The organism is Ideonella azotifigens (assembly GCF_021043325.1).
GTDB lineage: Bacteria > Pseudomonadota > Gammaproteobacteria > Burkholderiales > Burkholderiaceae_C > Ideonella > Ideonella azotifigens.
This window is the reverse complement of sequence record NZ_JAJNKD010000023.1, coordinates 38,737-52,599: the sequence shown is the minus strand read 5'-3', so window position 1 is coordinate 52,599 and position 13,863 is coordinate 38,737. Positions and strand designations below refer to the sequence as shown.

Sequence of the window (13,863 nt, the reverse complement as noted above, 5' to 3'; positions counted from 1 at the left end):
CACCTGACCTGGAGCCCGCATGACCCACCAATACCTGTTGCTGCTGCACGAAACACCCGCCCGCTACGCGGACATGAGCGCCGACGAGATGCAGGAGATCGTCGCCCGGTACGCCGCCTGGGCGCAGCAGATGGCCGAGCAAGGCCACCTGGCTGGCGGCGAGAAGCTGGTCGACGACGGCGGCCGGCAGCTGCGGCTGGTCAACGGCCGGCCCGTGGCCACCGATGGCCCGTATGCCGAAGCGCATGACGTGATCGGCGGCACCTTCGTGCTCAAGGCTGAAAGCGATGCCCAAGCCGAGGCCCTGGCCGCCACCTGCCCGCACCTGAACGGCGGCAACTGGATCGAGCTGCGGCGCATCGACCCGGTGAACTGAGCCTTGCCACCCACCCCGGCATGCTCGCCGAACTGATCGCCGGCCAGCGCCCGCGCCTGCTCGCACACCTGGTCCGCCGCTTCGGCCTGGCCCACCTGGCCCTGGCCGAAGACGCGGTGCAACAGGCCTGCCTGCGTGCGCTGGACCACTGGCCGCGCGAGGGCCAGCCCACCAACGCTGCCGGCTGGCTGCTGCGCGTGGCCGAACACTGGGCCATCGACCAGCTGCGCGCGGCCCGGCCGCTGCAGGCCTGGGACGATCTGCCCGCGGAGCAGACCGAAGCCTTTGCTGCGGCGCCAACCGCCAGCGCGCGTTTTGCTGGCGAGCTGGACGACGACGAACTGGCCTTGCTGTTTGCCGCCTGCCATCCCGCCGTGCCACCGGCCTCGCAGGTGGCGCTGGCGCTGCGCAGCCTCACCGCGCTGCCGCTGGACACGCTGGCCGACGCGCTGCTCACCACCGAAGCCGGGCTGGCCCAGCGCCTGGCTCGGGCGCGGCAGGCACTGGCCGGTGTGTCACTGACCGTGCCCACCGGTCCTGAGCTGCCCGCACGGTGCGAGGCCGTGCTGGCCACGCTGCTGGTGATGTTCGGCGAGGGCATGAAAACCAGCGGCCGCCAGGGCGACCGGCAGGCTGGCGAGGCCCACGCACAAGCGCTGTGCTGGGAAGCCATTCGCCTGGCCCGCGCGGTCGCAGCCCACCCTCGCACCGCCAGCGGCGAGGCCGACGCGCTGGCCGCCCTGCTGCTGCTGCACGGCGCCCGCCTCAGTGGCCGGTTGGACGAAGCGGGCGACATCGTCCCGCTGCCCGGCCAGGCCCGGGACCGCTGGGACGCCGGCATGATCCGCATGGGCCTGGCGCACCTGCAGGCGTCGCAAGGCACGCCGGCCGAGCGCGGCAGCGGCCCGGCCACGTCCCACGCCCCGCTGCTGACGCGCTACCACGTGCTGGCCGGCATCGCCGCCGAGCATGCGCTGGCGCCCACCCCTGCGCGCACACACTGGCCGCGCATCGTCGCCGGCTACGTCCTGCTGCTGCGACTGGACCCGTCACCCGCGCCGCGCCTGGGGCATGCGATTGCGCTGGCCGAAGCCGGCGAGCCCGCCCAGGCGCTGGCGCTGCTGCAGGCCTGGCTGCCGCAAGGCCCCGCCGCGCTGCGGCCCCATGCGCTGGCGGCGATGGCCCGCGCCCACGAAAGACTGGGCGACACCGCCCAGGCCCTGGCCAGGCTCAGCGAAGCCATCGCCTGCGTGCGCCACCCGGCCGATGCGCGCATGCTGCAAGCCCGTGCACGCACGCTGGCCGCATCGGCGGAATGAGGGGCTACGCCGCCTTGCCGCTGAGCCAGCGGTGCACCGCGCCGGCGAAGCCTTCTTCGGTCTGCAGCTGCTCGCGCCGGCACAGGTTCACCAGGTAGCCGGCCAGCTTGTACGACAGCGCGCGCAGGTCGTCCTGGCCGTCCTGGAAGAAGTGGCCGGCTTGCAGCAGGTTTTGCAGCGTCCATTCGATCTCGCTGGCCGCAATGTCGAAGCCGTTGGCGCGCAGCCGGTCCTGCGCACGGGCCGCGTGGCCCTCGGCGCCGCCGGAAGCGGTTTCCGCCACGGCTTCGAGCAGCGCGCGGAAGGCTGCAGGCGCCAGCGGCGGGGCGCCGGTGTGCTGGTGCACTTGCAGGATCAGCGCGCGCAGCGGCGGCTCCACGCCGGCCAGGCGCTCGTCGTCCGGCGGCAGATTCGTCAGTGCCGGGATTGCCGGTGCGGGCACGGGCAGCTCGATGCCCAGCGCCTCGCGCACGAAGACCGCCGGGTCGATCAGCAGGTCGGCCGAGGCGCGGTAGGCGGCTGCGGGGAAGCCGATGGCCAGCACGGTGGTGCGGCGGTCGGCGCGGCGCAGCTTGCGCAGCACCGGCGTGAAGTCGGCGTCGGCCGAGAAGAGGATGAATTCGTCGAACGCGGGCTCGTTGCGCATCAAGTCAACGACGTCCAGCACCAGGTGGATGTCGGTGGCGGTCTTGCCTTCGCTGGTCAGCGGCGGGCAGTCGATGACATCAAAACCGGTTTGGTTGAACGCCGTGCGGTAGCGCTGGTAGGCCTGCGGATTCAGGTAGCAGCGGCGCGCCAGCAGCCGGCGCCTGGCGCCCGACAGCGCATGCTCGGGCGGCGGCAGGCTGTGCAGCAGCCAGTCCACCCAGCGCGTGGGCTGGCGGGCGAACTGGTCGGCCACGGCGGGGTCCAGCTCGCGCAGGCCGGAGTAGACATTGTCGAAATCGACGAACAGCGCACTTTTCATGGCGACCATTCTCGGCCCTGGCGAGCGGTACCGGTCGCGACCGCCAGTCTGCGGCTACCCGAAAGGAGGATGCGGCGCCGCGCGGCGGCTGCGCAGAATCGGCCGTTGCCGCTCGTCTGCCAGGAATCCGTTCCATGTTTCCACGCCCTTCCGCCGCCGCGGCGCCCGCATGAACAGCCCGCTGCGCGAGGACCTGAGCCCGTCGCTGGCGATGCTGGGCATTGGCACGCTGGAAGAGGCCGCTTACCGCGAACTGCTGCGGCGGCCGGGCAGCACGGTGGAGGCGCTGGCCGAATCGCTGGGCAGTGACGCCGGCAGCGTGACGGCCGCCACGCAGGAACTGGCCCGCAAGGGCTTCGTGACACACGCGCCGGAGCGCGTGCCGCGGCTGTTCGCGTCGCCGCCGGACATTGCCATCGAGTCGCTGCTGCTGCAGCGCCAGCAGGAGCTGCAGCTGGCGCGGCTGGCCATTCCGGCGCTGCAGCGCGTGGGCGGCGCGGCGCCGGCCGGCGCGCCCATCGTCGAGGTGATCGACGCCGACCCGGCCGCCCAGTGGCAGCCTTACGAGCAAAGCCACCGCGGCGCCGTCAAGGAAGTCATGGTGCTGGTGCGGCCGCCGTTCCTGGTGTCCGCACCAGACCGGCTGGAGATTGCCCGCGCCGAGGCCCGCGCCCGCGGCGTGCGCTACCGCAACATCATTCACCCGGACACGCTGCAGTTGCCCGGCTGGCCCGAGGCGCTGCGGCGCGTGAGCGAAGCCGGCGAGGAGCTGCGCCTGCTGTCGCAGCTGCCATTCAAGATGATCGTGGCCGACCGCGGCTTCGGCCTGCTGCCGCTGAACATCGACGAGCCCGAAGGCCCGATGCTGCTGCTGCGCGGCTCGGCCGTGCTGGACGCGCTGTGCGAGCTGTTCGAGACGCTGTGGCAGCGCGCCGCCCCCCTGCGCTTCAGCCCCAGCGGCGAGATGACGCTGGGCACGGCCGCCGACATCGAGCCGGACGCGATGCTGCCGCTGCTGGCCGCCGGCATGAAGGACAAGAAGATTGCCGAGCAACTGGGCATTTCCGAGCGCACGCTGATGCGCCGCATCGACGGCCTGTACCGCTCGCTGGACGCGCGCTCGCGCTTCCAGGCCGGCTGGCTCGCGGCCTGGCGCGCGGCAGGGCAACCGCCGCCCACCTCCTCGCCTCCGCTCCCGCCCTGAATTGAAAAAGGCCCGCGAGGGGCCTTTGCTTGGGTGGCGCAGGCGACGCTTACTTCTGCGCCTTCACCGCACGGCGCTGCAGGCTGCCGTCCGCCGTCACGAAGAAGTTGCCGATCACGACCGAGGCCTCGGCATAAGACGGGTCGCTCTTGCGGCCCATGTACAGGCGCAGGCCGCCTTCGGCGCCGCTCTTCAGCTTCTTGGACAGTGCCAGCGGGAACTGCAGCGTCTTGGTCTGGCCTGCGTCCAGCTTGATCAGGCTGGGCTTCATCGACTGCTCGGTACCGGCGGTGAAGATGGCCACACCCAGCGGCGAGCCGGACATGTAGGCGTTCACGTTCACCCAGGTCCACATTTCCAGCGGAGCGCCGGTGGTGTTGGCCAGGTCGACCGACAGCGTGCAGGCGCCCGCTTCGGTGGTGACCGTGTCGCAGCCACTCACATTGGCCACGGCCATCGGCGGCAGCGAGAGCGACAGGTCGATGCGCTGGTTGGCACTGGTCGGCGCGTTGAACGCCGGGCTGCGTGCAATGCCGTAGCCACCGCGCGCCTGGGCCTCGAACTGGTAGCGGCCGGCCGGCACCTGCGTGGTGTTGAGCTGGTACTTGCCGGTCTCGTCCAGGTAGACGAACTCACCCGGCTCCTGCGAGCAGAACTCGTCCGTCTCGCGCAGGCAGATCCACAGGTTCATGCGCGGCGACAGCGCCACCGGCAGCGGCACGCCGGTGTCGGCGGCTGTGAGCGTGCCGACGATGAACGTGCCCTTGGCGGCAGCGGCCTTGCCGGCTTGCAGCGCGCCCTGGCGCGCCTTGGCCGCGGCCGTCCTGCCCGGCTGCTGCGCCACCAGTTGCTGCGCCACGCCTTGCAGCTGCGACTCGACACCGCCCGGCGTCTGCGCCAGGCGCACGCCCTGGCTGAAGCCGGTCGTCTGGTTCGGCTGGCCAGGAGGCGAGGCGAAGAAGCTGACGATGGAATAGGCGCCGGTGTCGCGCGTGCCCACGTAGACGGACTGCGTGACCTGGCGCGTCTCGCCAGCCGCCAGCGTCAACACCGTCGGCTTGTAGCCGCCGTTGCCGCTGCTGTACTGGGTGTCCGGCGTGGGCATGTTGGTGCGGGCCGTCACCTGCGCCCAGACCTGCGTCTTCACGTCCTTGGTCGAGTGATTGGTGACCTGGTAGCCAATGTCGCACCAGCCGTTGTTCAGCGTCGTGCAGGGGTTGAACTCGGCAAACGCGATCTGCAGCGGCTTGAGCAGCAGCGCCTGCTGCAGCGTGCCTTCGGCCTCCAGCTTGAAGTGCTTGGTGTACTTGGTGCTGAAGTCGTTGGCACCGGCCACCAGCTGGTATTTGCCGGCCGGCAGGCCATCGGTCGCAATCGCCCAGGTGCCATCGTCCAGCACCCCGCCACCATTGGCAAACGCGGTGCAGAAGTCCTGCTCGGTGCCCGAAACGTCGCATTGGTACAGCGCGACAAACGGCCACAGCGAAGCATCAATGGCGTGGCCCTGGTCGTCGAGCAAGGTGCCGCTGACAGCGCCAGCGTGCGCCGCGCCGACGGCCATCGCGCCCAGCAGCGCGGCAGCGCCCAGGGCACGGGAGTGAAGGGAAAACAGCATGGGAAGCGTCCTGGTGGGTGTGCCGGAAAGCCGGTGGCCAAGCCTGCGGCAGGTCCGCCACCAGGCCCGATGGAGGCACCGGGGTCGTGGACCGATGTTCAGGCATCTGCCTACCCAGCGGCACGGCCGTCTTCTGCCATGGCAGAAGATGGTCAGGGCAAGTTCACCACCCTGTCAGCGACGGACCAGCCCGAACCCGCATTGCGCCTAGCCCTGCCGGCTTCTGAACGTGCACGCTCAGGTTCTTTCCGCAGCCATGGATTTGGCGAAGACGCGGTTTTCATACGCCTTGCCTTCAATGACGTACTGCGTCGCTCCCACGTGCCTGTATCCCAGGGCCGGGTAGACCTTCAACGCCCGCGCATTGCCAACCCAGGCCGTGAGCCACACATGCGCGGCCGCCCCCTCCTGCGCCTTGCGCTCGGCCATCGCCATCAGCCGCCGGCCAATGCCGCAACCCTGAAACGGCGCCTGCACGTACAACCGCAGCACTTCAATGCCATCGGTCGCCGGAACCGGGCAGACCGTGTCGAAAGCCAGGTCCATGAACCCCACCAGCCATTCGCCACGCTGCACGACCGTGATCTCCACGTCTGGATCGCGCAAGCGCCGCTCGAACGCAGCCAGCGAATAGACCAGGCTCGCCTCCCGCGCCAGGTCGGTGTTGATGCCGTTGGTGGCGTAGGTGTCCAGAAACACCTGCGTGGCGAGCACGCTCAGGCAGAGCGCGTCTTCGGGCGTAGCCGTGCGATAGGTGAAAATCTGGGTCATGCAGAAATGTCAGGGTTCACGGCGATGTAACTCAAGGTAGAGGTCACGAAGGGGCTGAGGCATCTGCTGCCAGTACGGCGAGCACCTTGCACTCGGCACTTGCCAGAAGGGATTCTCCACAAACGCCACATCAATGCATCGCGGAATCCCGTCAGATGCGCGGGCAAGTGCACGGCTTATAAACGATAGAGATCGAGCACCATGCGGAATGCGGGCCCAGCCATATCAACATCATTCGACAGACATATGAATTTAGACTCACGGCATCTCTTCGACTTCGAGGCAAATGGGAGGCTTGGCCCTCCATGCTTCTCACGCAACTATCCGAAACAGCGAAGTAGGAATTGAAATTTGAGGCCGTGATTTACCTCGAATGGTCATGGGTAAATCTATCCACTGAAGAGAAAAATCGGCGCTTGCTTTACGCTTCCTCAAAATCTTCTTTAGTAACTCCAGAAGATCCCCGAACGTAAGGCGCTCCTTCATAATCCACTCCATTACCTCCAGCAGGAAATCCACCTCAATGGTCGCACGCGATGCCGAGGCGCCCAATTGAGAGCACAAAAATGACGCAGCCACATAAGGAATATCTTCCGGGCGCTGCCACGCGGAAGGCAAACTATGCCACTCCACCCTTCTTGCGAACTGAGATCGTAGATTGTCGAAATTTATCTTGAGAAAGTCTGCATCGATAAAGAAAAATCTGACTCGTTTTTCGGCGGCACGATTCAGAAGCACGACACCATTTGATGCAACCGTTGAGCCGCCTTTTAATTTCAGTACCTCGTCAACAATTATGAATATTTTTTCATCATCTTCTTGGCGACAGGTTGCACATATCTTCTCGATAACCTCATTCGGCTTAGAGAGATCCCACTTTATATCAATCTCCTCGACCGAGAATGTCTTCCACCCGCCCTCCCTTGCCACCGCGGATAGGCGCGACGCAATAAGGCTTTTACCACTACCCCCAGTCGCTGCCAAAACTATAGACTTCAGGTCATCCCTAACATCACTTACCATCTTTGAAAGCGCCCGCTTTGTTACATCGGAGACGCTTACTACATCTGGTATATCCGTCTTAGCATCCTGTAGCGAAATATCAGCGCTTACAGGCAAGTAGCGAGCTGCCCCAGCCACGCTTGCCAGCGACCGAATGTCTCGTCTATAGGTATCCGTATTTTGACGCAAGGGGTGTATGTGATGCCACCGGGAAATTTGATACGTAGCAACAACATTCATCGCATGGCAAATGGCGCCGACTAAACTGCCATTGCTGGGCTTTTCGCGAGGCAAAGCTGCCGCCACAGCTCCGAGGAATACATCAGAAACTCCAACTTGCTGGCTTTTACTCTTGTCCGCAGCAGGCAAACCCGGAAGTTGCATCAGTCGGAAATTGTTTTCATTTTTATCATGCTCAACCAAAAGAATGGAATCAATCCAGTCATCGCCCACGAGAACAGCAATCGCATCCGCACTCCTGAATGACGCTAGGCAATTATGAATGAAGTCCGCCCCCACTTCCGCCTGACCAATATTCTGACTCCAGAAACTGGCATCCTCCTTCGAACCGACGAGTTTGCACCATTCCGAAAGCGTGCATACGATTGCGCGGCTAGTGGAAAATCTATACTTTGCCGCATCGTTACGAATGCGCATAAACAGAGGAATACTTCTATTTTCACAAAAAATATTGATGGCATCGACAATTTGAACATGAAGGCATCCGAAGTCGACATCATTCAATACCATACTATCCAGCGGCGATTTCTCATGAATATTATTTATGGTGTCGACAAGCTCAGCCACCTGCCTATCCACTGGAACGTGGACATGCCCGAAATCCGAAAATCTAGCATGCCGCTTATAGTATTCCCGGCTATTTTCAGCACGATCAATAGTTACAAGGCGACTAATTGTTGTCATGGACGCATCGGTCTCATCTTGGATTCCCCGCAAGTGAATACGGCGGGTTGCGCCATCCCTATCTTGCGACTGCTCTAAAATACTCCGAAATGAGCCCCATGGCGACTTACCAACCAAGCCCCAGAGAAATACGGTTGTGTCAGGAGATACGTTCACCGCTCTTGCGGTAGTGGCCGCGCCTCCCGCAGTATCAAGTCGGCGATGAACTCGAAACGACCCCTCCCCGGGCACGGGCGGAGGTTTATCGATAGAAGAGAAGACAAATGCAGTGTGGTCGATGAGTAAGTCACCGGCGATAAAAATATTCCGCGGCTCTCGCGATGCAACTTGAAGTTCTCGGTTCTCAGACGACTTTTTTCTGGCAGCTCGTTGGGCCATGATGCACCTTTTATTGACACTAATGACAATTCATTGTCATAAGATGAACGCTACGGAAGCAATCAGTAGAGACGCGAATAGAGCCGGAGCGAGCCTTGGCAACAACCATGGTTTGCACATCGGTCAAAGAGAGGCATGCCGTGTGACAACTGGCTAGTTAGCCTTATAGCCCGAATTGTTGGATCGTAGCTATACGGCAAGCATCATCAACTTGATGGATTTGGCTGCGCATAAGCGCGCTTACAAGTCACTCATGAGTTCACCAACCTATCAGCCGCAGTTGAGATGAGCCCACCGATGCGACGGAGCAACGACCGAAGCTCCTCAACACCTGCATTGGAAATTCGCGTGCAACAAGGGGCCAAGTCTTGCACTAATAATTCCTCGACGCCACCACAGCCCTTACAACGCTTTCAAATGTTAGAAGGCAAGACCCGCCCACCAACTTTCACCTCTTTTCCCCATGCTCTTTTGACCGAGGCGGCCAATGTGTAAACCTGCGCAGTCAGACGTTCGTGGGGAAAATAAGCGACTCCACGACAGCATCTCGATTTGCGAGAGAAGCGACCTGCAGTGATTCGATAATCACGGTGCACGCCTGGAGATAGTCATTAATAGCGCGCAACGTCTTGATCGGCGCCCCGCTTGCTTTGGCCTCGGCAAACGCTAGGGACTGAATGTGAGCCGATGCCTGGCGCACACGCGCTCGTGCGAACTCGCCACACTTTATGAAGTGGAATTGAGCAGCAAGGGAAATGCACAGGTCTTTGCACTTTACGAGATGGGAAACCTGATTCTCAGGAACACCTGTCAGGGCTTGACTGGGTGGTGAACTCGAAGCGACCGCGGTGAAGAACGTCCCAGAATGAGTTCTCGATCGCTCAAAGACGCGTCTCAGCGGTAGGAAGTTAAAGTAGCGGCTCTGAAAAAGGTCGCGAACCCCGTCGAAGAGTGGTGTCGCGTCGTCCATAAGTGACGCGGCCATCAAGAAAACTTCGCGCCAGCTATCTTCAAAAAAATGCGCCTGAATTACTGCATGAAGAACGCCGGTGTGCGCGGTTTCCACGATATTTCGCGCAGCAAAGTATTCGTGCAGTGTCAAATGGGAGAAAGAGTAAATCCCAATCGCTCGCTCCACAAGCAGGCCATGCTGAGCTTCTACCGCTTTCAGAATATCAATCGCATCAGTGGTCTTGCTCGCATCTCTCGGAGGTAGCTGATCCAGATACTCGTCAATAATGTCGGTTGCGCGCTGAACAGGAAAGAACACCTCAGACTTGAGAAAAGTCTTTGCTGCGACACGCCCGAGAAGTTGTTCCCGCCGAATATAGGAGAGTGTTTTGTAGAGTTCGTCTCTTCGAATGCCACGCGAGGCATCCCACTTGCGGAGCAGTGCGTTAGTCGCCTCTTGATACAGCTCAACCCGTCGCTTTGGGAACGAGAGCGTTTCGTCAAAAGCCAGACACAGTAACGCAAGCAAAAGGGGAGTTCTTGCAAGATCCCTCAGGCCTTCGTTCTCATCGTGAGTCCACTGCGTGAGAAAGCGTTCGCGGGCACTTTCGGCTGCGGTATACCATTTGGCAATAAAGTCGAGCTGCTGCTCTTGAGTAAAATCAGCAATTTCGAAATAATCAAACTGATCGAAAGAGTATTCTGCTGCGGCGATTCGACAAGTCAGAATCATCTGCGCAGTTGGATATTGGCGAGAGAGCCGGGTAAGCGCCGTTATTGCTTTCTGCCTCGCGTCATTTTCCGGAGGCACTTCGTCCAGCCCGTCGAGAAGGAGCATAGCGGTCCCGGTGGCTAGCAGGTGCTCAGCAAAGAGATCCGAGTTAGGAAACCCGCAGATTCGAAATTCGTCTCGTATGAAATTTTCGAGTGAGATACCACTGTCGTGCCACTCTTTAAGTGAGATGAAGACTGGTGTCCTGGGAATCTCGCCTTTGCAGCATAGAAGGCACAGGGTCTTTAAGAAAGTTGACTTGCCTGCCCCCGGCTTTCCAAGGACGTAAACGCGCACCCGGTCTCGGACGATTTCAAGCAACGGCTTCCTGATGATTTTTGGTGGCAATCCAGTACTTTCCCGAAGGCTGCCGCTTTCCTCATCGATCTGAAGCCTACGGTAGGCAGTTAGTTGGTCAAGCACGAGTACATCTGTGTAGATGCGATCAAGCTGAATTGGCTTGGGATTTCCTAGTAGCTTGGTGCTACTATAAAGATCGATCAAGCGCAGCTTATACGCAGCCTCGCTCTTGCCCCAATTGTGTTTATTCCATTTTTTCTTCGCGCTTTCAGCTGCGCCTTCAACGACATTTGATGCCAACGCATCCCAAAGTGCTGAACCAAGGGTAAGCGCGGCTGATACTGGTTCGATTGCCATGATTGTTGGACTTTGAGAACTGACGAATAAAAGGGACTTCCCTGTCCCGAACTCGCCGCTCAACAGCAGCCGGCAACCAATGCCGCGACGGGAATTGCGATACCTCACCGAATGCTTCAGAAGGGGAAGCTCGTGGCGATTCTGACCGTGGGCATTGATCTCGCCAAGAATGTTTTTGCCGTGCTCGGCATTAACAAGGTCGGGCATCCTCAATTGGAATGACCTTTCCTGCAGACATGCATCGAACCATGTCGGCCCGGCCTACGCAGCTCGCCGAAGGCTGCCCGTCAACCCTGCACCGGCAACGTCACCACCACCCTCAACCCCGGCCCCGCATCCTCGAACTTCAGCGTGCCCCCATGCGATTCAGCCACAAGCCGGCAGAGGTACAAGCCGAGGCCAACCCCACCGTCTCGCCGAGTGCGCGCCGCATCCGGCCGGTAGAACGGCTGGGCGAGGCGGTCGCGTTGGTCGACGGGGACGCCGGGGCCGCGGTCGCGTACGCTGAGGCTCAGTTGCTGGCCGTTGCGGTGGGTGGCGAGGTCCAGGGTGCCGCCGCTGCCGTGGCGCAGGGCGTTGTCCAGCAGGTTGCGCAGCAGGAGTTGCATGCGGCTGCGGTCCAGTTGCAGCGTGGGCAGTGTGGGGTCCAGCTGCCATTCGATGGGCTGCTCGGGGCATTGCTGGGCGACTTGGTCGCGCAGCAGCTGGTTCAGGTCGACCGGCTCGCGCTGCAGTGCGTCGTGGCCGCGGGCCAGGCGTTCGCTTTCGAGCAGGTCGTGGATCAAGTCGCGCATTTCGGCCAGGTCGCGCAGCAGGGCCTGGCGTTCGGGGCCTTCGGCGACGAGTTCGGCGTTCAGGCGCGCGCGCGTCAGGGGGGAGCGCAGTTCGTGGCTGATGGCGAGCAGCAGGCCGCGCTGGCCGTCCAGCATGCGCTGCAGGTTGGCGGCCATGGCGTTGACCTGGATCGCGAGTTCGCCGAGTTCGTCATGCTGGCGCAGCGGGATGGGCTGGCTGAAGTCGCCGGTGCCGTAGCGCATGGCGCCGGCGCGGATGTCGTCCAGCGGGCGGAACAGCTTGCGCACGTAGAAAAACGCCAGCCCGGTGAGCACCAGCAGGCCGCCCAGCGTCATGCCGGAGAACCAGCGCGGGTGCTCCTGCCATTGCCAGGCGGCAATGCCGTAGCGGATGTGGTGGCCGTCGGACGTGCGGCGGCTGAGCAGCGCGCGCAACGAGGCGTCGTGCGGCAGCTTGCGGCCATCGCTCGCGTCCTGCGGCGTGTTCGGGCTTTGCCAGTTGACCAGCGGGCCGTCGATGCCGATGCTGATCGGCAACCGCTGCGTCAGCGCCTGGGCGCGGGCAATGTCCGGCGGGCTGCCGATCTCGGCGGTGAGCCGGTCCAGGTAATCGCTGACCAATGGCTTGACCAGCTCGCGCCAGCCGGTGGAGAACACCTCGCGCGAGCCGGCGAGAAAGACCAGCGTGGTGCCCACCGCCAGCAGCACGAACAGGAAGACCAGCCGGCGCTTGAGCGAATGGCCCAGGCCATGGCGCCAGCGGCGCGCGGCATGCACGGCGCGGTGCCGTCGGCAACGTTCCACCACGCGCTGCATCAGCATCATGGCAGCCGCGCCAGCGCGAAGGTGTAGCCGGCGTTGCGCAGGGTCTTGATGGCGTCCAGCGGCTCCAGCTTGCGGCGCAGGCGGCTGACCAGCACGTCGACCGCGCGGGTGTAGAGGTCGGCCTCGCGGCCTCGCAGCCGGTTCAGGATCTCCTCGCGGCTGAGGATCTTGTGCGGGTCACGCGCCAGCAGCCACAGCAGCTCGAACTCGGTGCCGGTCAGCTCCACCGGCTCGCCCTGGCGGTGCACGCTGCGGCGTTCGAGGTCGATCACCAGGCCGTCGAAACGCAGCAGGTGCGGCGGGGCTTCGGTGGCGGCGAGGGCCGGCGCATGGCTGGCCACGCGGCGCAGGATGGTCTGCAGGCGGGCCGCAAGTTCACGCGGCTCGAAGGGCTTGGGGAGGTAGTCGTCAGCCCCCAGTTCCAGGCCGACGACGCGGTCGGTCAGGTCACCGCGGGCGGTGAGCATCAGCACGGGGATCTGACTGTCGCGGCGGATGCGGCGGCACAGCTCGAAGCCGTCCATCTCGGGCAGCATCACGTCGAGGATCACCGCGTCGATGCCGCCGGCGGCGAGCCGGGCCAGGCCTTCGCTGGGCCGCAGCGCGGCCTCCAGCGCGAAGTCGAAGCGGCGCAGGTAGGCCGCGAGCGGCGGGGCCAGGAGTTCGTCGTCGTCGATCAGCAGGATGTGGTGCATGCAACAGCCGGGCCGCGGCGGGCGCCACGCGAGAGGAGGCTCAGATTCTGACTTGCGCCGCGTAGTCCTGCCACCAGCCGCCGAAGCTGCGTGCCAGCTGCTGCTCTTCCCGCGGCACCTGCCACTGCCACAGCAGCAGCGCGTAGCCCAGGGTGCCCAGCAGCAGGCCCGGCCAGGCCAGCGCCACGCCGGTGCCGGCGAGTGCCAGCGTCAGGCCCAGGTACATGGGGTGACGGCACAGCCGGTACGGCCCTTCGTCAACCAGCATGGCCGGCCCGCTGAGCCAGCCAGCGCCGGCGGCGTGCAGCTTTTGCGCCGCCCAGCCGGCCAACGCCAGGCCGAGCACCGCCAGCGTGCCGCCCATCGCGGCCACCGCCCTGCCCCAGCCTGCAGCTTCAGGATGCAAGCCCGCCGTGGCGCTAGCCAGCACACCGCCGGGCTCGGCCAGCACCGGGACCAGCCAGGCCACGCCGGCCTGCAGCGCCAACGCGGCACCGGCCAGCAGCAGCGTCATCAGCGAGCCCATCACCGGCCAGACCGCCGGCGGCGGCAGGTCGGTCACTTCGGGCTCGCGACGCCGCCAGCCGCTTCGCATCATCAGTGCGAAGCCCAC

At 63.6% G+C, this 13,863-nt stretch carries 12 protein-coding genes; 3 read left to right on the top strand and 9 right to left on the bottom strand.

Annotated features, from left to right (window positions below; genetic code table 11):
• Positions 1-19 precede the first annotated feature (19 nt).
• Together LRH25_RS29770 and LRH25_RS29765 are read left to right on the top strand one after the other, a co-directional pair.
• Positions 20-376 (top strand): YciI family protein, encoded by a 357-nt coding sequence (locus LRH25_RS29770; protein WP_211361461.1) that lies wholly within the window; start codon positions 20-22, stop codon positions 374-376.
• Positions 377-396: 20 nt separating this feature from the next.
• Positions 397-1,695, top strand: a complete 1,299-nt coding sequence (locus tag LRH25_RS29765) for an RNA polymerase sigma factor (RefSeq protein WP_231013072.1) — start codon at positions 397-399, stop codon at positions 1,693-1,695.
• A gap of 4 nt (positions 1,696-1,699) precedes the next feature.
• On the opposite strand, the gene LRH25_RS29760 is transcribed toward LRH25_RS29765, so the two are convergent.
• Positions 1,700-2,662 carry an NYN domain-containing protein gene (locus LRH25_RS29760; protein WP_231013071.1) on the bottom strand — a complete coding sequence of 321 codons (963 nt, stop codon included), beginning with the start codon at positions 2,660-2,662 and terminating at the stop codon, positions 1,700-1,702.
• A gap of 169 nt (positions 2,663-2,831) precedes the next feature.
• Between LRH25_RS29760 and LRH25_RS29755 the strand changes: the two genes are divergently transcribed.
• A complete protein-coding gene (locus tag LRH25_RS29755; protein WP_231013070.1) occupies positions 2,832-3,866 on the top strand; it encodes a helix-turn-helix domain-containing protein in 1,035 nt (344 codons plus the stop codon).
• A gap of 49 nt (positions 3,867-3,915) precedes the next feature.
• On the opposite strand, the gene LRH25_RS29750 is transcribed toward LRH25_RS29755, so the two are convergent.
• From LRH25_RS29750 to LRH25_RS33230, 8 genes are all read right to left on the bottom strand, one after another.
• Complete coding sequence (locus LRH25_RS29750; RefSeq protein ID WP_231013069.1) at positions 3,916-5,481, bottom strand: hypothetical protein; 1,566 nt, start codon at positions 5,479-5,481, stop codon at positions 3,916-3,918.
• Between the two features lie 237 nt (positions 5,482-5,718).
• Positions 5,719-6,252, bottom strand: a complete 534-nt coding sequence (locus LRH25_RS29745; protein ID WP_141287952.1) for a GNAT family N-acetyltransferase — start codon at positions 6,250-6,252, stop codon at positions 5,719-5,721.
• Between the two features lie 9 nt (positions 6,253-6,261).
• Entirely contained in the window at positions 6,262-6,462 is a 201-nt protein-coding gene (locus LRH25_RS33360; RefSeq protein WP_425551824.1) for a DUF7674 family protein, read from the bottom strand.
• 102 nt (positions 6,463-6,564) lie between these two features.
• The gene (locus LRH25_RS29740) at positions 6,565-8,556 is read right to left on the bottom strand and encodes a hypothetical protein (RefSeq protein ID WP_231013068.1); all 1,992 of its coding nucleotides are present in this window, start codon (positions 8,554-8,556) and stop codon (positions 6,565-6,567) included.
• A gap of 505 nt (positions 8,557-9,061) precedes the next feature.
• Positions 9,062-10,936 carry an NACHT domain-containing protein gene (locus LRH25_RS29735; protein WP_170200887.1) on the bottom strand — a complete coding sequence of 625 codons (1,875 nt, stop codon included), beginning with the start codon at positions 10,934-10,936 and terminating at the stop codon, positions 9,062-9,064.
• Between the two features lie 287 nt (positions 10,937-11,223).
• Positions 11,224-12,555: a HAMP domain-containing sensor histidine kinase gene (locus tag LRH25_RS29730; RefSeq protein WP_231013067.1), complete on the bottom strand. Its 1,332-nt coding sequence runs from the start codon at positions 12,553-12,555 to the stop codon at positions 11,224-11,226.
• Entirely contained in the window at positions 12,552-13,250 is a 699-nt protein-coding gene (locus LRH25_RS29725) for a response regulator transcription factor (protein WP_141287949.1), read from the bottom strand. Before LRH25_RS29725 ends, LRH25_RS29730 begins: the two co-directional genes overlap by 4 nt.
• 40 nt (positions 13,251-13,290) lie before the next feature.
• Positions 13,291-13,863 carry a methyltransferase family protein gene (locus LRH25_RS33230; protein ID WP_231013066.1) on the bottom strand — a complete coding sequence of 191 codons (573 nt, stop codon included), beginning with the start codon at positions 13,861-13,863 and terminating at the stop codon, positions 13,291-13,293.

Coding starts and splice junctions, on each gene's coding strand:
- LRH25_RS29730 (WP_231013067.1), bottom strand. CDS start 12,555: ATGATGCTGATGCAGCGCGTGGTGGAACGTTGCCGACGGCACCGCGCC.
- LRH25_RS29735 (WP_170200887.1), bottom strand. CDS start 10,936: ATGGCAATCGAACCAGTATCAGCCGCGCTTACCCTTGGTTCAGCACTT.
- LRH25_RS29750 (WP_231013069.1), bottom strand. CDS start 5,481: ATGCTGTTTTCCCTTCACTCCCGTGCCCTGGGCGCTGCCGCGCTGCTG.
- LRH25_RS29770 (WP_211361461.1), top strand. CDS start 20: ATGACCCACCAATACCTGTTGCTGCTGCACGAAACACCCGCCCGCTAC.
- LRH25_RS29725 (WP_141287949.1), bottom strand. CDS start 13,250: ATGCACCACATCCTGCTGATCGACGACGACGAACTCCTGGCCCCGCCG.
- LRH25_RS29745 (WP_141287952.1), bottom strand. CDS start 6,252: ATGACCCAGATTTTCACCTATCGCACGGCTACGCCCGAAGACGCGCTC.
- LRH25_RS29740 (WP_231013068.1), bottom strand. CDS start 8,556: ATGGCCCAACGAGCTGCCAGAAAAAAGTCGTCTGAGAACCGAGAACTT.
- LRH25_RS29760 (WP_231013071.1), bottom strand. CDS start 2,662: ATGAAAAGTGCGCTGTTCGTCGATTTCGACAATGTCTACTCCGGCCTG.
- LRH25_RS29765 (WP_231013072.1), top strand. CDS start 397: ATGCTCGCCGAACTGATCGCCGGCCAGCGCCCGCGCCTGCTCGCACAC.
- LRH25_RS29755 (WP_231013070.1), top strand. CDS start 2,832: ATGAACAGCCCGCTGCGCGAGGACCTGAGCCCGTCGCTGGCGATGCTG.